At 45.1% G+C, this 21,000-nt stretch carries 27 protein-coding genes and 1 pseudogene; 26 read left to right on the top strand and 2 right to left on the bottom strand.

Features of this window, described 5'->3' with window-relative positions:
- The coding region (locus tag BLR88_RS16965; protein WP_139185017.1) for a zinc ribbon domain-containing protein at nucleotides 1-230 on the top strand (230 nt) is incomplete at its 5' end.
- An 18-nt stretch (nucleotides 231-248) separates the two neighbouring features.
- Here the strand turns inward: BLR88_RS16965 and BLR88_RS16960 are convergent.
- Complete coding sequence (locus BLR88_RS16960) at nucleotides 249-923, bottom strand: beta family protein (protein WP_091261369.1); 675 nt, start codon at nucleotides 921-923, stop codon at nucleotides 249-251.
- A 170-nt stretch (nucleotides 924-1,093) separates the two neighbouring features.
- Between BLR88_RS16960 and BLR88_RS16955 the strand changes: the two genes are divergently transcribed.
- From BLR88_RS16955 to BLR88_RS16885, 16 genes are all read left to right on the top strand, one after another.
- On the top strand, nucleotides 1,094-1,360 hold the full coding sequence (locus BLR88_RS16955; RefSeq protein ID WP_322787684.1) for an HNH endonuclease: 267 nt from the start codon (nucleotides 1,094-1,096) through the stop codon (nucleotides 1,358-1,360).
- 88 nt (nucleotides 1,361-1,448) lie between these two features.
- A complete protein-coding gene (locus BLR88_RS19740) occupies nucleotides 1,449-1,595 on the top strand; it encodes a hypothetical protein (RefSeq protein WP_175493669.1) in 147 nt (48 codons plus the stop codon).
- 105 nt (nucleotides 1,596-1,700) lie between these two features.
- Nucleotides 1,701-2,204, top strand: a complete 504-nt coding sequence (locus BLR88_RS16950) for a phage terminase small subunit P27 family (protein ID WP_091261367.1) — start codon at nucleotides 1,701-1,703, stop codon at nucleotides 2,202-2,204.
- Nucleotides 2,185-3,861 (top strand): terminase large subunit, encoded by a 1,677-nt coding sequence (locus BLR88_RS16945; RefSeq protein ID WP_091261366.1) that lies wholly within the window; start codon nucleotides 2,185-2,187, stop codon nucleotides 3,859-3,861. Before BLR88_RS16950 ends, BLR88_RS16945 begins: the two co-directional genes overlap by 20 nt.
- Nucleotides 3,862-3,874: 13 nt before the next feature.
- On the top strand, nucleotides 3,875-5,890 hold the full coding sequence (locus tag BLR88_RS16940) for a phage portal protein (RefSeq protein ID WP_175493668.1): 2,016 nt from the start codon (nucleotides 3,875-3,877) through the stop codon (nucleotides 5,888-5,890).
- A gap of 19 nt (nucleotides 5,891-5,909) precedes the next feature.
- Nucleotides 5,910-6,536, top strand: a complete 627-nt coding sequence (locus tag BLR88_RS16935; RefSeq protein WP_091261363.1) for an HK97 family phage prohead protease — start codon at nucleotides 5,910-5,912, stop codon at nucleotides 6,534-6,536.
- Nucleotides 6,537-7,775, top strand: coding sequence for a phage major capsid protein (locus BLR88_RS16930; protein ID WP_091261361.1), 1,239 nt, complete (start codon nucleotides 6,537-6,539; stop codon nucleotides 7,773-7,775).
- Between the two features lie 69 nt (nucleotides 7,776-7,844).
- Complete coding sequence (locus tag BLR88_RS16925; protein WP_139185016.1) at nucleotides 7,845-8,240, top strand: hypothetical protein; 396 nt, start codon at nucleotides 7,845-7,847, stop codon at nucleotides 8,238-8,240.
- 23 nt (nucleotides 8,241-8,263) lie between these two features.
- Nucleotides 8,264-8,842, top strand: a complete 579-nt coding sequence (locus tag BLR88_RS16920; protein ID WP_217639403.1) for a head-tail connector protein — start codon at nucleotides 8,264-8,266, stop codon at nucleotides 8,840-8,842.
- Nucleotides 8,821-9,438, top strand: a complete 618-nt coding sequence (locus tag BLR88_RS16915; protein WP_091261355.1) for a head-tail adaptor protein — start codon at nucleotides 8,821-8,823, stop codon at nucleotides 9,436-9,438. Before BLR88_RS16920 ends, BLR88_RS16915 begins: the two co-directional genes overlap by 22 nt.
- Nucleotides 9,425-9,865: an HK97 gp10 family phage protein gene (locus BLR88_RS16910; RefSeq protein WP_091261353.1), complete on the top strand. Its 441-nt coding sequence runs from the start codon at nucleotides 9,425-9,427 to the stop codon at nucleotides 9,863-9,865. The genes BLR88_RS16915 and BLR88_RS16910 overlap by 14 nt, the downstream gene beginning before the upstream one ends.
- The gene (locus BLR88_RS16905; RefSeq protein ID WP_091261351.1) at nucleotides 9,862-10,347 is read left to right on the top strand and encodes a hypothetical protein; all 486 of its coding nucleotides are present in this window, start codon (nucleotides 9,862-9,864) and stop codon (nucleotides 10,345-10,347) included. The genes BLR88_RS16910 and BLR88_RS16905 overlap by 4 nt, the downstream gene beginning before the upstream one ends.
- Nucleotides 10,344-10,586 carry a hypothetical protein gene (locus BLR88_RS16900; protein ID WP_254778357.1) on the top strand — a complete coding sequence of 81 codons (243 nt, stop codon included), beginning with the start codon at nucleotides 10,344-10,346 and terminating at the stop codon, nucleotides 10,584-10,586. The genes BLR88_RS16905 and BLR88_RS16900 overlap by 4 nt, the downstream gene beginning before the upstream one ends.
- Nucleotides 10,567-11,919, top strand: coding sequence for a phage tail sheath subtilisin-like domain-containing protein (locus BLR88_RS16895; RefSeq protein WP_091261349.1), 1,353 nt, complete (start codon nucleotides 10,567-10,569; stop codon nucleotides 11,917-11,919). Before BLR88_RS16900 ends, BLR88_RS16895 begins: the two co-directional genes overlap by 20 nt.
- Before the next feature lie 3 nt (nucleotides 11,920-11,922).
- Nucleotides 11,923-12,366: a phage tail tube protein gene (locus BLR88_RS16890; protein WP_091261347.1), complete on the top strand. Its 444-nt coding sequence runs from the start codon at nucleotides 11,923-11,925 to the stop codon at nucleotides 12,364-12,366.
- Between the two features lie 67 nt (nucleotides 12,367-12,433).
- A complete protein-coding gene (locus BLR88_RS16885) occupies nucleotides 12,434-12,844 on the top strand; it encodes a hypothetical protein (RefSeq protein WP_091261345.1) in 411 nt (136 codons plus the stop codon).
- A 169-nt stretch (nucleotides 12,845-13,013) separates the two neighbouring features.
- Here BLR88_RS16885 and BLR88_RS16880 read toward each other — a convergent pair whose 3' ends face one another.
- Nucleotides 13,014-13,232 (bottom strand): hypothetical protein, encoded by a 219-nt coding sequence (locus tag BLR88_RS16880; protein WP_091261343.1) that lies wholly within the window; start codon nucleotides 13,230-13,232, stop codon nucleotides 13,014-13,016.
- Nucleotides 13,233-13,277: 45 nt separating this feature from the next.
- On the opposite strand from BLR88_RS16880, the gene BLR88_RS16875 reads away from it, so the two are divergent.
- The 9 genes and pseudogenes from BLR88_RS16875 to BLR88_RS16835 form a co-directional block, all read left to right on the top strand.
- Nucleotides 13,278-16,409: a hypothetical protein gene (locus BLR88_RS16875; protein WP_091261341.1), complete on the top strand. Its 3,132-nt coding sequence runs from the start codon at nucleotides 13,278-13,280 to the stop codon at nucleotides 16,407-16,409.
- Between the two features lie 3 nt (nucleotides 16,410-16,412).
- Nucleotides 16,413-17,039 (top strand): hypothetical protein, encoded by a 627-nt coding sequence (locus tag BLR88_RS16870; RefSeq protein ID WP_091261340.1) that lies wholly within the window; start codon nucleotides 16,413-16,415, stop codon nucleotides 17,037-17,039.
- On the top strand, nucleotides 17,040-18,020 hold the full coding sequence (locus tag BLR88_RS16865; protein ID WP_091261338.1) for an XkdQ/YqbQ family protein: 981 nt from the start codon (nucleotides 17,040-17,042) through the stop codon (nucleotides 18,018-18,020). It abuts the gene before it with no gap.
- A 2-nt stretch (nucleotides 18,021-18,022) separates the two neighbouring features.
- Nucleotides 18,023-18,451, top strand: a complete 429-nt coding sequence (locus tag BLR88_RS16860; protein ID WP_091261336.1) for a hypothetical protein — start codon at nucleotides 18,023-18,025, stop codon at nucleotides 18,449-18,451.
- Entirely contained in the window at nucleotides 18,441-18,887 is a 447-nt protein-coding gene (locus tag BLR88_RS16855; RefSeq protein WP_254778355.1) for a DUF2634 domain-containing protein, read from the top strand. The genes BLR88_RS16860 and BLR88_RS16855 overlap by 11 nt, the downstream gene beginning before the upstream one ends.
- Nucleotides 18,884-19,702 carry a baseplate J/gp47 family protein gene (locus BLR88_RS16850; RefSeq protein WP_091261334.1) on the top strand — a complete coding sequence of 273 codons (819 nt, stop codon included), beginning with the start codon at nucleotides 18,884-18,886 and terminating at the stop codon, nucleotides 19,700-19,702. The genes BLR88_RS16855 and BLR88_RS16850 overlap by 4 nt, the downstream gene beginning before the upstream one ends.
- Nucleotides 19,699-20,349 (top strand): DUF2313 domain-containing protein, encoded by a 651-nt coding sequence (locus BLR88_RS16845; RefSeq protein WP_091261332.1) that lies wholly within the window; start codon nucleotides 19,699-19,701, stop codon nucleotides 20,347-20,349. Before BLR88_RS16850 ends, BLR88_RS16845 begins: the two co-directional genes overlap by 4 nt.
- 3 nt (nucleotides 20,350-20,352) lie before the next feature.
- Nucleotides 20,353-20,670 carry a hypothetical protein gene (locus BLR88_RS16840; RefSeq protein ID WP_091261330.1) on the top strand — a complete coding sequence of 106 codons (318 nt, stop codon included), beginning with the start codon at nucleotides 20,353-20,355 and terminating at the stop codon, nucleotides 20,668-20,670.
- Nucleotides 20,660-21,000 (top strand): annotated as a pseudogene (locus BLR88_RS16835) (hypothetical protein); the annotation flags it as partial. The gene BLR88_RS16840 and the pseudogene BLR88_RS16835, both read left to right, overlap by 11 nt.

The following is a 21,000-nucleotide window of genomic DNA, read 5'->3' as shown; positions in this document are numbered from 1 at the left end:
AACTTGTACAGTTCACCACTTACAAGGCTGAAAGTGCTGGTAAGCGTGTTGTTCTGGTTGATCCACGAAACACAAGTCAACAATGCTCAAGCTGCGATGAAATCGTAAAGAAAACATTGGCTGTACGGACACATCATTGCCCTTCTTGTGGATTTGAATGTGACCGTGATGTAAATGCCGCCAAAAACATTCTCAAACGGGCAGTACAACAACTACAAAACGTGTCGTAAGACACGCTAGGCTAGGAACTAGCCTTCGTGGAGAGTGCGACAATAGTCGGCTCGATGAAGCGAGAAGCTCTCCAATTTATTGGAGAGAGGTTCACCTATAGTCAGGATAGTACTAGAAAGTAAATGGTTTTTTTGTTTATGGGAGATATACTTGTAGTCCAAAATAATATCGACTTCTTCAGGGATGATTTCTAAAAAGTCTAATACTGTATTGATATCAGCGTTTAATGAGTTTAAATCGGATAAATCACTATCATCTAAACGAAGGCAGACGCCACGTTTATATTTTTTAATTACCTTTTTTATAGCATCGTGAAATTGCTGATAGCGGTAAATTCCTGTAACCGGAATTGCTGGTGTTCCATTTGATTCTATAGAATCAATTACGAATTCTACAGGATGTTGTCCATTTTGAAGGGTTTGTTCATCAAAATCCTCATTATCGTATAAAGTGTTAACTTCAACAAAAATAGGTCGATTTTGATTCCATGAATCTTTTACTTGTGTACCAACATCTTTAAGGTGCTCATCGACTGTTTTTTTAAAGTCGCTTTTTTGGTGATCATAAGGTACCGGCTGAATCTCAATTAAAGGTGTCATACCTGCTTTATGAGACATATTTAATTTTTCTAGAGCTTTTTGTTCACCTCTTTTCCACTTTAAAATAGGTACATAATGCGTGTGATCAAACAATGTGGTACAGCCTCCTTCTTAAATTTTATAAGATAGACCGGTTGTACTTCATGCTGTTGACCTAATTATACGGGTTTTTTAGTAAAAAAGTTTCACGTTTTAAGTAAAAAATTCCAAGTCACTCTTCGGAGTGGCTTTTTATTTTGCCTTGGAGGTGGGTGGTGATGTAGATGGCAAAGAAGATGAAGCGGTCATGCTCTTTTCCTATGTGTCCGAATACCACAACTGACAGGTATTGTGAGGAACATAGGAAAAAGGCAAGGCGGTTGTATGACAAAGACAGGGGATCAGCTTCTCAGCGCGGCTATGATGCTAGGTGGAGAAAAGCAAGGCAGATGTATCTGGTACGCAATCCACTATGCAGAGAGTGCCAGAAAGAAGGTAAAACGGTAGCGGCGGATGTAGTTGACCACATCGCACCACATAAAGGTAACTAGGAACTATTTTGGAATGAAGATAACTGGCAGCCACTTTGTAAAATGCATCATGATATCAAGACTGCCAAAGAAGATGGAGGGTTTAAGAATGGAAACTTTGGAATTCTTTAAGAAACTCAGGGATACATCAGGAGAGATAGTAACAGCTATGGAAAATGAGGATGAGGCGCAGTTAGAACAAGCAATGGGAAAGTTCGTAGTGCTAATGTTAAAAGCGGATGCGTTGAAGGGATAGGGGGGTCAAAAAGCTAGAAAAAATTTTCTAGGGACCGCGCCGGCCGTCTTCTTCGTACCGCCGCGAAATTCGCTAAGGGGGGTAACCCCGAAAGGAGGGATTTGTATGGCTGGACCGGGACGTCCGCCGAAGCCGACGAGCCTAAAAGTGATTCAGGGAAACCCGGGCAAACGGCCATTGAATAAGAATGAACCAAAGCCGAAAGCAGTCGCTCCGAAATGTCCGACCTTTCTTGATTCAGAAGCAAAGCGAGAATGGAAGAGAGTAGCGCCTGAACTGGAAAGGCTTGGGCTTCTGACAATTGTTGATGGTGCAACACTAGCAGCATATTGCCAGGCATACTCACTCTGGGTCACGGCGACAAAGAAAATTAACGAACACCTGAAAAAGTATGGGAAGCTGACATACGAATATACAAACAAGAATGGTAGTACCAACGAAATTGTCATCCCTGAAATCGCGATACAGGAAAAGGCGCTAAAACAAATTAAGATGTTCTGCACCGAATTCGGCTTTACCCCATCGTCAAGGACGCGTATGACTCTTCCATCAGAGGAAGAGCAAGATGATTTTGAGGATTTCCTAAAACGTGGCAAGAAAAAAACATGACGTAACCAAATATGCCGAATCGGTTGTGAAAGGAAAAGTTCTTGCATGCCAGTTTGTAATTCAAGCATGCCAGCGCCATCTAGATGATTTGAAAACAGCAAAGAAACGAGGGTACTACTTTGATGAAGAAGCAGCTGACCATGCAATTGAATTCTTTGATTATCTGAAACATAGCAAAGGAGAATGGGCGGGACGGTCTTTTTGGCTTGAACCGTGGCAGAAGTTCATTGTCGGATCTATATTTGGTTGGAAGCAGAAAAAAGATGGTATGCGTCGGTTTCGCACAGCCTACATTGAAATTCCACGGAAGAATGGGAAGAGTACGTTCAGTTCCGGAATTGGATTATATCTTCTAGTGGCTGATGATGAGCCAGGTGCGGAGATTTATACTGCAGCAACGAAGCGCGACCAAGCAAAAATCACACATGGCGAGTCTACAAGGATGGTCCGTTCATCACCGGCACTGCGTAAGCGGGTAGGAATCTTCAAAGACAACCTTCATGTCTTGAAAACCAACTCATTTTATGTTCCGCTCGGTGCTGATGCTGACACGTCGGACGGTCTTAATGTTCATGGGGCTATCGTTGACGAGCTGCACGCCCACAAAACCCGTGATTTATGGGATGTGTTGGAGACAGCTACGGGTGCAAGACGGCAGCCTTTGATGTTGGCCATTACAACAGCTGGATTTAACCAGACTTCTATTTGCTACGAACAGCATGAATATGCTGAAAAGATTTTGAACGGCACGATAGAGGACGACACATACTTTACCTTCATCTCGACGATTGATAAAGATGATGATTGGACAGACCCTATCGCATGGAAAAAGGCAAATCCTAATTTCGGGATCTCAATCAAAGAAGACGACTTGGCGAGGTTGTGTAAAAAAGCGCAGGAATTGCCGACTGCGCAGAACAATTTCCTTACAAAACGCCTGAATGTCTGGACACAACAAGCTAATCGCTGGATAAATCTAAAATTGTGGGATGAAAATGGCGGCGTGGTTGACGAAAGCGCATTGGCTGGCCGCAAATGCTACGGTGGACTCGACCTTTCTTCTGTGTCTGACATTACAGCATGGGTTATGGCGTTTCCGGATGAAAAAGATCAGGAGAAAATTGATATTGTTGCTCGCTTCTGGTGCCCAGAATCTCGATTGTACGACAGAGAAAACCGTTATCATGCTCAGTATCAAGCGTGGGAAAAGCAAGGTCTTCTATATGCTACGCCGGGCGATGCAATCGATTATGAATTCATCAAAGAACAAATCTTCAAAGACGCTCGAACGTTCAAGTTAATCGATATGAACGTTGATAGACTATTTCAGGGCTATCAAATTGCAATGGAAATCGAAGAAGAAGGTATAACAATCGTTCCGATGGGACAAGGTTTTATGAGTTATGCCGTTCCTATGAAAGAATTTGAACGCAGATTATTAAAGAAAAAAATAAATCATGGCGGAAATCCCATTTTGCGTTGGATGGCAGACAATCTTGCGGTCAAAATGGACCCTGCCGGAAACATAAAACCAAGTAAAGCTGACTCTCAAGGGAAGATTGACGGCATTGTAGCGCTTGTGATGGCTCTGGATCGGGCAATGAGACATGAAGATCGCACCTCTATCTACGAGCATCAAGACATACGGACGATTTAAGGGGGTGAAACACTTGAAGTTTCCGAGTTTATCGAGAATATTTAAACCGTTTCTTTCGGTTCGAAGCTCCATTTCCGATTGGGCAAGGGGACAGGATGCTGCCGAAATTATTACAGCTAACGAAAATAACTCCATGCAAATAGCAGCGGTATATGCTTGCGTGCGTATTCTGTCTGAAACAATCGCTTCCTTACCGCTGAATGTGTACAGGCATCTGGATTATGGCAAAGAAAAGGCAAAAGACCACCCATTATATGATGTTCTGCACAATGTAGCAAACGAAGAAATGACTGCCTTTACCTATCGAGAAACAATACAGGCCCATATTTTGTTATGGGGGAATGGATATTCTGAGATTGAGTATGATAAAGGCGGTCGCATACGCGGTTTATGGCCGTTGCTTCCGGATCGAACCAAACCGGTACGCGAACCTGGAACAAAAAAGCTGTATTATGAAACGACGATTGGTGGACAAAAGATACGATTGCCATCGGATCGAGTACTTCATATCCCAGGCTTTGGCTTCGATGGCTTAGTAGGGTATTCTCCAATTCAGTTGGCAAAGAAATCATTCGAACTAGCCATGTATGCTGAAAAGTTCGGGACGGACTTCTTTAAAAATGGGACAAATGTTGGCGCTGTGGTGACGCATCCGGGGAAACTTGGCGATGATGCGTTTAATCGACTAAAGAAATCACTGGAAGAAAAGTACGAAGGACTGGGCAAAGCACATCGTATGATGTTACTCGAAGAGGGAATGACGTTCGCAAAGAACATGATTCCACCAAATGATGCTCAGTTTTTGGAAACGCGCAAGTTTCAGATATCTGAAATCGCGCGTTTTTTTCGTGTTCCACCACATATGCTTGCTGATTTGGAGCGAGCCACTTTCTCTAACATCGAGCATCAGTCTATCGAATTCGTAACTCATACCATTCGTCCATGGCTCGTGCGCTGGGAACAGCAGATGCAGAAGGACTTGTTTACAGAAGAAGAGAGAAAGAGCTTTTTCGTCAGTCATGTGATTGACGGTCTGCTTCGAGGGGATATCAAGAGTCGATACGAAGCTTATTCCATTGGTAGACAGAATGGCTGGCTGAGTGCTGACGATATCAGAGAACTCGAAGATATGAATCCTCTGCCGGATGGACAAGGGAAAGTGTATCTGCTTCCTCTGAACATGGTGCCAGCACAGTATGTCATTGATGGGCCAGATACGCAGATCGACGATCCAAATGGAGCGCAGGAAGAACGGTCGCAGCGAATAAAACATGAAGCTCAATTGCGTCGGTTACGACAGCGGAAAATTCATGAGATACGCAGTCGATCGAAAAAAAACTATCAAAAGATGTTTGCTCGAGCTTACAAGCGAATTGCTGAAAAAGAAGCGGACGACATTCTCCATAAAGCAAAAGAGTCATTCCAACAGCGAAACATTGACCTGTTCAACCTATGGCTTGGCGAATACTACGAGGATTTCCAAGGTTACTTTGAAGAAGAAATGATGCCGGTCGTCTTGTCATTCGCAGATATCATTGTGCAGAGCGTTGCAGATGAGCTGGAAGTAGAAGAAGAAGTTTCCCTTCAAACATTTATTGCTGCAATTGTCGCTTCTATGGCCCTACGCTATATCGCAAAGTCCCAAAAGCGAATCGCAAAAACGATCGACGATGGATTAGCCAATAGTATGGATCTTGTAGAAGCCATTGAAAAAGAAACTAAACGTTGGAAAGAAAAGCGGCCAGAACAGGAAGCAAAGCGAGAATCAACCCGGGCGGCTAATGCTATCGCAAAAGCAGCATACAAGAAATACGGCGTGCGTGAACTCGTGTGGGTGACCTCAAGCGGGGAAGTTTGCGACTTCTGTAAGCGTTTGGATGGAAAAGTCATCGGTATTGATCAGGCTTTTGTGGCTGCAGGCGAGGATGTAGTTGGTCATCCTGATGAAATGCCGCTTAAACCAAAGACAAACATTACGCATCCACCTCTTCACGATGGATGCGAATGTGATATTGTAGCAAATCGATAATGTGAAAGGAGGTGACACCATGGACGAAAAACTTGAACAGCGAACGTTTACTCTCTCTAATATTGAGGTGCGAGCAGAAGGAGACAATGTCACAGTTACTGGTGACGTCGTGATGTTCGAACAGCTATCCGTTCCGCTCTGGGGATTCCGTGAGAAAGTGCGGAAAGGAGCTTTTGAAAAGTCGCTACGCAAATCTGTAGTCAAAGCATTATGGAATCACAATTCTGATCTTGTTCTCGGTAGCACAAAGAACCGCACATTGCGTCTCTGGGAAGATGATATGGCCCTTCGCTTTGAACTTGACTTACCAAACACAACATGGGGAAGAGATGCAGCCGAGTCGATTCGGCGCGGAGATGTAGACGGGGTGAGTTTCGGGTTTGAGGTTGTTCGCGATGAGTGGGATTACGATGATCCATCAGATGTTATCCGTACTCTGATCGAAGTGAATTTATATGAAATTTCACCGACACCATTCCCGGCGTACCCGGATAGCTCTGTTGATGTGCGCAGTGCCAAACGTGCATATGAAAAATTTGTTGCTTCTCGCGATACTGAGAAGCAGAAAGCAGCAGAAGAAGAACAAAGAAAACGTAAATTTGAAGCCATGCGGAAACAATTAGCACTGGCGGAAATGGAGGCATAAATGAAAAAGATTCGTGATATGCGTCAAAAACGCGCGTCATTGATTCAGGAAGCACGCCAATTGATTGATGGTGCAGAACAAGAAAACCGCAGCATGACAGCAGAAGAAGAAGAACAGTATGACAGAATTATGCAAGAGGTTGACCAACTGAAGAAGGACATCGACCGTGAAGAACGTCAACTGGAGCTGGAGCGTGAACTCGAACAGCGTGAAAAAGAACCAGAACGTAACCCTCCCGGTGCAATTCCTGGTGTCGATACAGAAAATCGTGATGATCCACGCGCTACGCAAGAATATCGTGATGTTTTCATGCGCTATGTGATGGGAGGTCGTGAAGCTGTAAGCAGCGACGAACTCCGTTCCCTCATGGCAGGCAACGACACGAAGGGCGGCTATATTGTTGCTCCGAAACAGTTCGTAAATGAGCTATTGAAGAAGGTTGACGACTCTGTTGTTGTGCGTCAGTTGGCTCGTATTATTCAGCTAAAGTCAGCGAAAAGTTTGGGTGTTCCAACGCTTGAAGAAGATATGAATGATGCAGAATGGACATCAGAGCTGAGAGTTGGAAACGAAGGTTCAATCGGATTCGGTCAGCGTGAACTGACACCGCATCCTCTTGCTAAGTGGGTGAAAATTTCCAATAAGCTGCTAAGTACATCAGCTATCAACGTAGAAGACCTGATTAATGCTCGTCTAGCATACAAATTCGCTGTCACAATGGAGAAGGCGTACATGACAGGGGATGGCGACAAAAAGCCACTGGGTTTATTCACTGCTTCCAGAGATGGTATCGATACGGATCGTGACGTTTCCGGCGGTAATACAGCTACGGCTATTAAGGCTGACAGCTTGATTGAGGCTAAATACAGTTTGAAACCGCAATATCAACCACGCGCGAAATGGATTTTCCACCGTGACATCATCAAGGAAATTCGCAAGTTGAAGGACAACAATGGTCAGTATATCTGGCAGGCAGGTATTACAAACGGAGCGCCAGATCGTATCCTTGAAATTCCGTACTTGATGAGCGAATACGCACCAAATGAAATCGCTGGAGGAAAATATATCGGTATTCTCGGTGACTTCCAGTTCTACTGGATTGCTGATGCGCTTGATTTCCAAATGCAGCGTCTACTTGAGCTGTTTGCTACATCAAATCAGACTGGATTTATCGGTCGCATGGAAAGTGATGGTATGCCGGTTATGCCAGAAGCATTTGTTCGCTTGAAAATGGGTTGATCCAAATGAATCGGATCGCCCATTTTTTAATTTCAAAAAGAGGTGAGGGTATTGAACCTTTCTACAGAAGTGAAAATTGTAAAGTTGTCCTCGTCCACTACATCTACAACTGGAACGGTTGAATCAAATCCGGTGGACACTACAGGCTATGAAGGGTGTCTGTTCTTGACAAGCATCAAAGTGGCAGACCCGACGAACATTTTAAGAGTCCAACAGGGCGGGAAAGACCTGGAGGGCGCCACAGTCGTTACCCAGCATAATGGACAAGCGGTATTTGTAGAAGTTCACTTACCGCAAACCATTCAAGGAAAAGAACTGCGTGTTGTAGTAGAACGCGGTGTAGCTACATCCGTAGGTGATATTTACGCCATTCTGTACAGTGGCCGTCGTCGTCCAGAAATAAATTTTGTTGACGCTCCGGATGGAATCACTGGTAAAATCCTTGTCAGTCCGGATGTAGTATAAAACAGAAACTGAGGTGAGGAATGGTGCGGTTAGTCATCCCTCCTCTGGCAGAGCCTCTCTCACTTGAAGAGGCAAAAATGCACTTGCGTGTAGAATATGACGATGAAGACGCTATGATTCAAAGTTTGATTCGTGCTGCACGCGAGTACTGCGAAAACTTTCAACGGCGCGCCTATGTTTCGCAAGTTTGGGAGCTGTATCTCGATACATTCCCAGCTCAAATCGAATTACCAAGGCCGCCGTTGCTTTCTGTTGAAGCGATTACGTATCGTGATGCAAAGGGTGAACAACACACTTTGAGTCCAGATGCGTACATCATTGATGCTGCAACTGAGCCAGGGCGAGTTTTTATCACATCGGCTCCAAAGATCGCCCTTTTCCCGGCATCTCCGGTCACGATTCGCTTTGTGGCCGGATATGAACCGGTGATAACAGATGGAAATACAGATTATGCCGCTGGGGTACCGGATGCGGTAAAACAAGCCATGCGCCTACTCATCGGACACTGGTATGAAAATCGGGAAGCTGTCACAATCGGACAAATGCCGACGGCTGTACCGTTTTCGGTAGAGGCGCTACTATGGCAGGATCGAGTGTTTTGATTATGCGAATCGGAAAAATGAACAAACGAATTACTATCCAGCGCCTGCAAACGACCGTCGCTGGGGCACGATTGCAGGAGACGTGGACGGATGTGGCAACCAGATGGGCTTATTTTGATAACAGGCAATCTCTTCGCATTGTTATTCGTTATTTAAGTGGTATTGAATCCGGTATGCGGGTTCTGTACGGAAACAAAATCTTCGACGTAGAAGAAGTTAAGGATATCGAGGAACGAAGTAAAGAGGTCCATCTCATTGTAAAAGAGGTGGATATGCACCGGTTTGATGTTACCGTTCAAATCTATCGCATTACCGAACAAAAAGGGAGCTATAATCTGGTAAGTGCCAGCAAACAGTTGATAGCCACGGTGCTAGGAAAACCACTTTTTACGGATCCGACTCGATCCGATACAGATGGAAAACCGATCGAATTCAAAGTAGCGAAAAAAATCGCGGTTCCTCTGGATACAGACATACGGTTGGGGGATGAAATTCATCTCGGCGGCCGACAGTACCTTGTAAAAGAAGTGGTGTCTTGCCGTCATTGGTTGGACGTTTCATTTGAGGCGGAGGTGCTTGGTCATGACCATCATTGATTTTGATGGGTTTGCCAAAAAGCTGACGAAGCTCCAGCGCGATCATCTACCGCGCATTATCCAGGAAGTTATTCTTTCTCTTGGCGATGAGATGTTGAATGAAATCGTATCTGAAATTCAAAGTCAGGACTTGATTCGTACTGAAATGATGCAGGAATCCTTTCAAAAAGGCGGCTACAAAAACATCTGGCGTTGGGATGTAGACCGAAATGCCATTACATTGGAAGTCGGATCAGAGCTTTTCTACACAACATTCGTCAATGATGGATATAAAATCAAAAAAACAAAAGACCGACGTGGCCGACGAATCAAGCCTCGTACCTTTATGGGTCGCAAATTCGTGGACGTCTCGCTTAACCGGTTCGAAGGTGGTATGAACGCGTTGATTATGCAGAAGCTGGAGAAGGAGTTGAGCGGCGTTCTATGAGTGAAATATCAAAATTGGTGTGGGCGGAGCTGTTGTATCAGCTTTATCCAGAGATTCCGATTATCCAAGACGATGAATTATGGATGAACGGACATGTGAATCCGCCTGTGATTTTGTTGGAAACGGACATTGTATCAGAAAAGATGCACACGTCTCAGTCAGCGCGAATCATTGAGGATGTCGGGCTTATCTTTCGATTTAAAAAAATAGAAGATCCGAGCGTTGGACAACCTTATGTCAAAATCGACGTAGAGATGCTTCGTTCTTATCTGCGCAAGCATCGGTACTGTATTGCTTCCAAAGCTCATAAAACTATGCTTGTCTTGCAAGAGCCTTCCATTCAATCGTTCAAAGACCGAATTGAATTTGAATGCCGGTACTCTTATCTATTGAGTACCAACATAGAATTACCTGGTGAGAAAAAGCCAGAGAAAATTAATCACTTTTATGTCGAAGTAAATGGGGAGGAGGTAGAGGCATGAGTGAAAAACGGGTAAAGAAACCTCCTGCTGCAGCGCAGGATGAGATGAACAAACGAACCAAACAAGAATGGATTGAGAGCGCAAGTGCTGTATTCAAAGTGGAACGCTTTGAAATGGCCGGCGTTCTTTTTGATTGCAAGAACGGGGATGAACTCTCCCGGCAGGAAGTAAAACAAAAACTGGATGCCTACCTGCATCCGAAGGAGAAGGAGGAAGTAAATGTCGATTCAACGGATTAGAAGCGGAGCGTACGTGGAGCTGCTGACCAAAGCAAAAGCGCGTGTGTTACCTTCCACTGGGCGTGTGCTTGTTCCCTATCAGGCCGAATGGGGGCAGCCTAACTTTGCTGTAGATATGGCCGATACAGCAGAACGATTGAAAGAAACGGGCTTGTTAGTGGATGAAATCGAACTTGCCGCTGAGAACGGGGCTACTGTTGTAGGCTACCGTGTAACAAATGAGCAGGAAAAAGCAGCTTTTCATACTGTAACGGACAGTTACACTATCGAAGCCAGATACCCAGGAAAACGCGGCGAAGATTTCGAATACATGATTCGTCCGAATCTTATTGATGCGACGAAAAAGGAAATTATCGTCCGGGATACTAAGATGATTTATGACACTGAGACATATGTAGTCGCAGATAAGGTCGAAGCGGAAGAAAAGTTGAAGAAATCAAATATGGTTCGCTTTAAGAGTGCCGGAAGTGCGGACCTGGCGGATATCGCCTATACAAAATTGACCGGGGCTGTAACAGGGACCGCTGCGATTACTGCCAATCAGTGGAGTAGCATCTTTAACCGGGTAGATGGACTTGAATTCGATGTTTTCTATCTGCCTTCGGCGGATCCAGCCGTACAAGCAGCATGCAAGCAGTGGCTGTTAGATCGTCGAAGTAAGGCTCGTAAGTTGGCGCAATTGGTTGTTGCTGGGCCTGCAGCAACAGATGATGATATCGAAGCGCATAACGAACGTTCTCGTGCTATGAATGCCCGGTTTGTCATTAATAACTCTATCGCCGGTCAGCATGTAAACGGGAAAGAATATAATTCCATCCAGTGGGCCGCTTGGGTAGCAGGCTTAGTGGCAGGTACACCGGCCAATAAGTCCTTTACGGGCGTGAAAGTACCTCTGAAGTTAGCGAAGGTAGATTGGAGTCATAGTGAAGTCTTGAAGGGACTGGCAGAAGGTACACTTATGGCAACTCGTGACGGATACGATTACATTATCGAGTCTGCGATAAACACTTTAACGACGCTTGGACCCGGCGAGCGAGAGGACTTCGGGAAAATTAGGGTATCCATGACAATGGATCAGTTGCTAAACGATATCTATTTTGCCGGGAAGAAATATCGCGCACAGCTGGATAATGACCCTGATGGTCGTGCCATCTTTGTCGGAGCAGTTCTTGAGTACCTGAAAATTCGAGCGCAACAAAAAGCGATTGCAGCAGATTATACATTCGGAGAGCATCCAGATAAAGTCAGCGACTTTGACTTTGCTTATTTCGGACTCTTTGCGAAGCCGCTCGATGCAATCGAAGTATTCTTCATTGATTGGGAGGTGGCGTAATCCATGGAACGCGAACTTATTGGGCGGAATCTTTCTATACAGGATGATAACGGCGATCCGATCCAAACGATTAAGGAAGTTGAAGTCATTCTGAAGCCGGAAACACTCGATATTATCCGTGCGCGGCGCATGTCTAAAACAAAACAGATTGTGGGCTATGAAATTCCGGTCAAGCTCGTTATGTCGAAGTTGGAATCACGCCTTCGGTATCGAATGCTCGACTTGTTTAAGGCAGGGAAAACCATGTTTCTTGAACGAATTACCGGAAGTCTGGAAGATATCATGACTGGCAATACTGAGCGCGTGCTGATTACCGGTATTCATATTCATGATGACATCGATATCCTGGTTGCCAAAATCGATGAAAACAAGGGCATCGATATCACACTGAGCGGAACGGCAACGGACTTTGATTTTGTTGGTAAGTTTCCTGATTATATGGCATAAGAGGGCGGCAGCCCTCTTTTTTTACTACAAGTCACCAATAAATAAACCATTCCAAGGAGGAAGAACAATGAGCGATAAATTGCAAAAGTATTTGGAGAAAGCAAAGGGCGGACGCCGAGACGATATTATTAAGGTGAAAGCAGACGGGGAAGAGTGGTCGGTGCGCCGCCTGACTACGATGGAAACACGTCGTTCCATTGAACAGGCTATCAACGAAGACGGCTCTCCAAAAGAAACGTACAACGAGATCGACGTCATGATTGTGAAAGCGACAGAACACGAGTTCGATTGGAACAATGCTGAACTGCTGAAGGCCTATAACTGCATCGAGAAATTCGAGTTGCCGCCGCGAGTGCTGGACAATCCGGATGATTACGCTGTTCTGAGTAAGGCTGTCCGTAATTTCACCGATACGAAGGAAGCGTTGATTAAAGAAGCAAAAAACTCATCCGGCGAGACGGAGAAGCAAGCTGGGTAGCTTCCTTTTGGATTAATCAGAAACGCTTGCCAGAAGAAGTCTTGCCATACGAAGTGGATAAGGAACGTCAATATTACTTCTGTATCGCAGCCAGTATGATTGCAGAGGAAGAGATGAAGCGGGCGATGAGGAAATAAATGAGGGAAAGGCGCATTCAAAGGAGTGCGCCTTATTTCCATCCATCATATGTAGCGCAACCATAAAATAAAAAGCCCATAAGAACAAATAAAATAAGATTCAAAACACATTTAAAGAACGAAGGATATTTTGATGTGTCCATTCCTTTCATTAGGGCAATAGGATGCAGAACCATACAAATAGCAGTAAAAACCACACCTAAAGCACATACAACAGTGACTATCCAAGAAACAACAACATACGGATGCATTTTATCCACCTCCTCATGGCTAAATGATAAGGCAGGTGAAAAATAATGGCAACAATGCCTGTAACAATTACCTTCCAGGGAAAAGATTTAATTTCCGGAAGTTTAAGCAAAATGAGTACTGTTTCGCGTAGGGTAGCAACCGATATAGGCGGATTGCGACGCACTGCCGATACCATGTATGACACTTTCGTTTCTGGTAGTAGAAAGGCCAGAGAATCGGTACAAGATTTAGGCAGACAAGTTGGTTCTGCTGCAGATGAGGTACGGGGGCTAGCCAGAACCAAAGTCGATGACCTTTTTAGTCATGCAAAACGAGGTGCTGAACACTTTCGAGAAGCAGCAAGTCGTGCAGGTGCAGAGGTTAAAAGCCTAAGTGATGCTCGGATTCATATCCAAGCTCGCGATGAAGTTAGCCCAGTGCTTGACGGAATTCATTCTAAATTATCTGTTATAGCGGCTACAGCTGGCGGTCTTGTTATCGGTGGAGGTATTAAGGATTCATTATTTGGTGGCATTACCGAATATACGCATGAGGCAGCACGAACCGCAGCATATCTATCACCAGTAGACAGGAAAAGCGCACTCAGTAAAGCGGATGCCCTATATAGCAAAGGGTTCTTTGAATCGAGGGCAGAGGCAGCCAAACAGGTAGCTGATATAGCCCCTGTCGTAAGTGACCGATCACAAATCGCAGCCTTCATTGAATCATCAGCAAAAATGAAATACATTACGCCAGATGCCAGTTGGGAAGAAATCAACCGCGCTCTTGGACAAGCAACCAATACGTTTAAGGAAACGCCAAAGCAAGTCAGCGACAGCATGATGTACGCTTATAGACAAGTAGGTGACAGACAACAGGACTTATATGACACGTTCTGGGAATATAGCGGGTATTTCAAGAAGACCGGTGCAACCTCGGCTCAAATGTCTAACTTTCTCGTCAAAAGTGTGCAGGAAGGTAGCTTCAACTTTGACAAGCCCGCAGATTTCTTCAAAGAGACGTTTGGCGTTAAAGCATTGGATGCTGGTGATATGGCCAAATACTTCGAGTTGCGTGGAGCTGGAAAGGATGAAGCAGAAAGACAAGCCAATGACTTTGTGTCTGACATTAATTCCGGGGATATTCAAAAGGCAAAAGGTGCCCTTATGGCTTTGGTTGGTGATCTAGCTAGTCAAAAGCCAGATGAGTTGAAAGCATCTCTTGTAGCGTTGGGTTCTGCTACTGCTGAAGATAATGGCGATGCCATTCTCAAAACCTATAAAACAGCTTTTGAAAAACCACCTGTCGATATTGCTGGTACGACTGATCGCATGGTAAATGCTCAAAAATCGGCAGATCCTATGCAAGAAATGATCGAAGCCAGACGCCAGATGGATTTGCTAATGCAAGAGTTAGGTGGAAATATCGCGGTTACTGTATTGCCTACCATGCAGGAATTCAATAGTTTACTTGTGCAAAACAAAGACGAAATACAGAGCTTATTCGGCTTTTTTACTACTACGATTACAAAAGCAACAGGTTTTTATAAAGAGCACTTTACTACAGTAAACGATCTAATAATCGGCCTTGTGAGTGCGTTCGCCATTAAGAAAATGGTTGATTTCGGAAGAGGAGCAGTCAATTTCGGCAAAGATATAGTCGGTGCTGGTATACGTACTGGCACCGCTATTAGTAGAGGTGCAAGTGCTGTAAAAGGTTGGGTCACCGGTTCAAAAAATGAAGATATGGTTTCAGAACGAAGACGGTTCACTTTAAGAGGAAACAAGGACATGGACTCACTTCGCTCTCTCTCATCTATGACCGTTCATGCTACTCGTGTCTATATTAATGGACCGATATCAGGAATGGATCGTGGAAGGAATGCTCGAGATGAACTTGGTAGACGAAGAAGAGAGAGTGAAGACCTGACTCCTACACGCCGGACACGGACCGTATCACGCGATCGCGCACAAGACCTTATTCGCAGTCAACGACCAGAACCCGAACCTGAGAAGAAAAGGTTATGGGGTCGAGTAAAAGATTCCGGCCTATTCAGTCGAACCAAAGGATTGGCGAAAGGGGCTGGTGTTGTTGGTGCAGCAGCAGCGGCCGGTGTCGGGGCTTACGAGTTGTATCAGACGGCAAAGCAGGAAGGATGGAGGGAAGCGATTTCGACCCGTGGCGGTTCCGTGGCTGGTGGTGTTGTGGGTGGCGCGATCGGCGGTGCTGCGGGCTCTTTGCTTGGACCTGCAGGAACGATGGCAGGCGCGGCAGCTGGTAACTGGGTAGGTGAAAAAATCGGCAAATTAGCCGATACTAGCGGTCTGACCGCCAGCATAGTTAAGCAAGTTGATTCACTGAAAGAAACTTTTAGTTCGTGGAAAGACAAAGCAACCAACTGGTGGAACGGAACGGATGCTAAAAAAGCTCAGGATGATATAAAAGCTGTTGGTGGTGCAGCAAAGAGTGGTGGAGAGCAGGTGACCCGGGCAACACAACATGCAGGGCAGAACGTAAAAAAATTAGGAACCACTTCTGCGCAAAGCACTCAGCAAATTAGTTCTGGGTTGAAACAAGCAGGAAATAGTTTTCATAATGTTAGTTCAGCGGCCGGTTCAGCAGCAAGTCAAACAAGGGCTCATCTTGAATCATTACGTAACATTTCGAGTCAGGGAAGTAGTTGGGGCAGTAACCTGATTTCTATGTTTGTATCTGGTATTCGGAGCAAATTCCCGGCATTAACCTCTGCTGTTACCAGTGCTGCAAACGTTGTGAAAAATTTCCTCGGATTTTCTTCACCGACAAAAGAAGGTCCAGCTAGCAAGTCAGATAGATGGGCTGGAAACTTCGTCTCCATGTTTGCTGGTGGTTTGGATGAAGGGCCTATCAGACAGAAAATGAACTTGATTGCTGGAACCATGAACCGTCCACTTCGCGGACGAGCTTCCATCGATATCATGCCACGCAGCCAATCTACTACAGGCGGCGGAATTCCGATCGCTAAGATGCTGAATCAAACGCCGCGTGTAGCTGGTGGTGTTACCATTCAAAACATTACGATGGACTTTGGCGAACTAGCGAAGCAGGTCACGGACTTCTCCGCCTTTGCGCAAATGATGACCAGTCCGCAAGGGCGTGCCCTTATCCGAAAAGTCTTTGGCGAAGAGTTGTATTATGCATTGGAGAATGGAGGATAATGTATGCTGGCCTTAGCACAAATCGATAACCGGTTTACGTTTCCTCTGACTCCTCCGGAGATTCAGATTCAATCCGGAAATGAAATCGAAACATTTACCGTAATCACTGGTGATGAACGTACAAGTAAACCCGTTTCTAAAGCGAAGCGGGTTTCTTTTACGGCCATTTTTCCACGTTTCTGGCAAGAAATCTGGGAAACCGGGACGGAAACGATTAAATATGAATCGCCTGAGCAGGCATTAAAGCTGCTGGAACAGTGGAAATTCAAACCGGTAGTCGTGATTTTTGATACACTGTTCAGTCAAACGATGTGGATGGAGAACATTGAACCAACGTACAAGGATGGGCAGGCGAATCTTCATATTAATTTTACTTTTGTAGAATACAAGCCGGTTAAAATTGTGACCTACTCTAATACAAAGCAGCTTTTGAAGCCTGGCGTTATCATTACGAAACCGTCAAAGAGCCGACCGAACACCACTAGTAAGACAACAAAGAAGAAGGAAACGAAAAAAACGACGACAAACAACAAAAAGAAGGAGGATCCAAACAAAAAAGGCGCCTTCGACTATACTGCCCAAAGGAATAGAATCAGCGCTACTAATAACAGGGTGAAAGGAGGAAAATAGGTGCAAGATTTCGCTGTCGTCTATGGAAAACAAAATATCCGTCATGTGTTAACAGATGCATTGGTTGATTTATCCTGGTCGTCCAATCGAGATGAAATCACAAGGAGCATGACGGCGCGGCTGCGGAACGCACCTTCTATCCAGGAAGCCGGCATGCTGATGTGCTTTGCCAAGCGGACACAAAATCCACTTCTCAATGCAAAAAATCAATTTTTCCACGGTCCGATCATCGCGTATGAGGAGAACGAGTTCACAAACGAATGGGAGCTGCAAGCCAGGGAATTAGGCTGGTATCTAGCTAAAAACAAAGGAATGCGGCCATATTTGAAAGGAGAGGCAGGTGCAGAGTTACAGAAGTATATCAAAAGCACTGGCGTTGATTTTCGTTGCCCAACACTTGGCTTTTCTATCGATGAACGGTATGGAACTATCTTTCATTCAGAAATCGTCCTCGATGTGCTTCAAAAAGCGTATGAGCATACCGGCTATCGCTTCTATCTTGAATACCTTCGCACCGACCAGAGCTACTATATTGTCGTCGCACGAGAAGGCACCAATACCAGGGTGCCGATTTTTATTCGGGAACAAATGGAGGCCAGCAGTCGGGGCGGGTCCATAGAGGACGTCTATACCGTCGTTACGGCACAGAAATGGAAGGACGATAAACTGGTATCTTCTGTAACGAAAGTGAATACTGGCGCGGTCAATAATCTGGGACGTATGGAAGAAATTATTGAAGTAGAAGAAAACGAAAATCCGACGACCGTCGCTACCCAAAAGCTCATAGAACTTTCTAATCCCAAGCAGACCAAAAAAATTACCGTCAAACATACCGATCATACATTGAGTGGTTTGCGCGCCGGGTGGCTTGTACTCATACAGGAGACAAATTATAAATCCAAATGGGTAGTCGTCAGTGAACAAACGACATTCAGAAACGGAATGTATACCGTGCAGCTTAACTTAGAAAGGCGGCAATAATCATGCTTAGGGAAGCGTTAGGGCTTTGGAAAGAGAAAATAACAGGGCATATCGATGCGAGAGATACGGAACGCGGTACACTGCTCAGCTGGCCGGATAATCCGAAGGTGCTTGTTGACGGTGACCCGAACCCGTATGAAAAGGAAAGGCTTATTTTTGCTGAGTATTTGCAGGATCGTAAAGTCGAAGCGTACTTTGAAATTGGACAATACATGGAAGGGGAAGAAGTAAAAGGAAGCGTGACAGGTGTGCTGGCTAATGGTGTGGAGTATGAGAGCGGCGCAACATATGAACAGGTTCCCCGTTCCTTTCTACAGGGTACAATCGTCATTCCTAGCCCGTTAAAAGCGGGCGACCGGCTGATCGTTTCCCGACTGACCGGACAGCGATATTACGTCCATGGAAAGGATGTGATGAACAGTGGCGGATGATACAGTACCTTTGTTTCCTCAAATGGACTTTTCTGATTTGGAAGAAGTTGAATTGTACGAGGATATACCTTCAGAACAGAAATGGACATACGTAATGGATTTTAAAGCTCGGCAATTTTTAAAAGAAGAAGATGGACGATATCGAAGAACAAAAACATATGCAGAATATCTGGTACAAACCGCTATGCGCATATTGAATACAGAAAGGTTTCAGTATGCTGTGAACGGAGATGATATTGGTGTTGAAAAATCGGAATGGCCAGCCTGGGAAGACATCGAAATCAAGCGCGATATAGAAGAGGCATTAGAGGTTCATTCCGAAATCGATCGAGCAGAAGTACTATCTATGGAACGCTCAAAAAATGAATTACATGTGCGGATTCGGCTTGTTGGATTGGCCGGAACAGTAGAGATGGACGAGGTGATTGATGTATGAACCTTTTAGCATTGCCAAAACTTCCTTCAATGCCAATTCTCGAAGAAACAGCAGAAGAGATATATCAGCGCTTTGTGAATCGAGCGATTGAATTGGCGAAGAAAAACGGGACTCCTCCACCTCCTACAGGGGAAGGGGAAGACTTTCATTACATGTGGTTTCCTCTCGCTCAAGAATGGGCGGAACAACAAGAACTTTTAACATACGCATTTATTCAAGGATTCCCTGTATGGGCAGACGGAGAGTTTTTACAAGCACATGCCTGGGCAGAGGGAGTGGAACCGAAGGATGGGGAGGATGATGAATTACTCCGCCTTCGTATATTGGACCATGCTTTTCTCGAGGAAGGAACCGGGCGAAGAAAAGATTATGAAGCCTGGGCCAAAGAAATTCCGGGTGTGGGCGGCGCCATAGCCGTTGAAAAAGAGCGGCATGACAATTCTATCGATTTATACTTGACCGATATGAACGGCCAGCCCGTAACGCCAGAATTCGCGGAGCAAGTCAAAGAAGCAATGTGGGAAGAAAAACGAATTGCTGGTCATGATTTACAAGCCCATCCAGCGCCTGTATTCACCTTGCGCGTGGAAGCTACCCTGAATACTACAAGCGATCCTGCTTCTCTGGCTGATTTAATCAAGAATCGAATTGTAGAATACGCAAAAGGACGTTCTACTTTGGTGTATAACTATATAGCCGCGCTCCTTCTTGTCGATACGGTGGAGAATTATTCGAATTTCACTTTAAACGGAGACACAGAAGATATTATCGTCCCTGATAAATCTATACTACGCATAGAGATGGTGCTGTCATGATTCCATTGCGATATCGAGAGGTACTGCCGCCATATTGGTATGAGAATGAGATGGCTGAAACGCATTTTGGCACCATGGAAGAAGTCATGGATGACCGCCAAAAGACAATTGAAGAACTGGGAAATCAATTCATTCTGCGGCGGGCCACATATGGACTGGATATATGGGACTGGATTTACTTCCGTAAGAAGCAGCCAGGAAGCTATGAGGAACGGCGAGAAGCCATCCGGAAGAAGAAGTGGGCAAAGCGCCCGTTTAAACTGCCTGTGCTGCGAATGTTAGGTGCTCAACATGGAAAGTTACTTGCAGTCAAGGAAGACTTTCTCGCAAAAGAAATTCATTTTGAGTATGCGGCGAGTCAAGCTATTGATTTGTTTCGGCTTCATCAGGACTTTGAATATATTCGTCCGATTCATATTAATCGTGCATTACCTATCGCAAAAACAGCAGAGAAGCCTATCCTTATCAAAGGAGTAGCCTATCAGCATAGCGTTGATTTCCCTATCTGTGGGTTAGAAGTGCCGACGACAGCTTCAGTATCAGGGCAAATCGTTAGCCAGGGGCTATCCGTTTCCGGGACGGAATATCACCATCGTGTCGATGCACCAATTACCGGCTTTGAAGTGCCGATGGGAGAGGGGGAATAAGTTGTGGTCGACATTATTCAGCCGCTTTTGCTTGATTATGTAGTCCAGGATATGAGTGCTCGTTTTGATCATGCACTGGTGAACATCGCGGGGGAGCTTGTTCAGTATCCGATACACAATACAATCATTTCTGGCCGCTCTGTACGAAAATATGTATATGTTCCAGAAACGGAGGCCGTGGGAAAGCAAATCCTGGGCGCTTCCTTGATGGATACGGCCGGCAATACGCTGGCAAACAATGCCCTTAACGTTATAAAAAACGATAAGGGTTTTTTAATTGGGTTTGAATTTTTTGTCGAGGTGAAGGCGAATGACATATAAAAAACAAAGCTGGCTCGATGAAATCCCCGATTTAACCAAGCCAATTTTAGACCCAAAAACAGGGAAACAGAAGACGGACCCCCAAACGGGGCGACCGCTATATGAATTGGTACAAGAGGGGACGCGCATCACAGCCGACCGGCTAAACCATATGGAAGATGGAATTACAGAAGCGCATTTACTTGTTGAAAACTTGGCCAAAGAATGGGGAGGGAATTTTGTCGCTTCTCCCAACGGAACAGCGGGATTGCAATTCTCGCATGATGGCCTGACTGTTTCTTGGACCGCAGGTATTGCGTATGTAAACGGCCGCCGCTTTGAAGTTCCGGC

Source organism: Aneurinibacillus thermoaerophilus (assembly GCF_900099925.1).
Classification (GTDB): domain Bacteria; phylum Bacillota; class Bacilli; order Aneurinibacillales; family Aneurinibacillaceae; genus Aneurinibacillus; species Aneurinibacillus thermoaerophilus.
The sequence above is the reverse complement of the archived record's forward strand: the minus strand, read 5'-3'. Positions and strand labels throughout refer to the sequence as shown.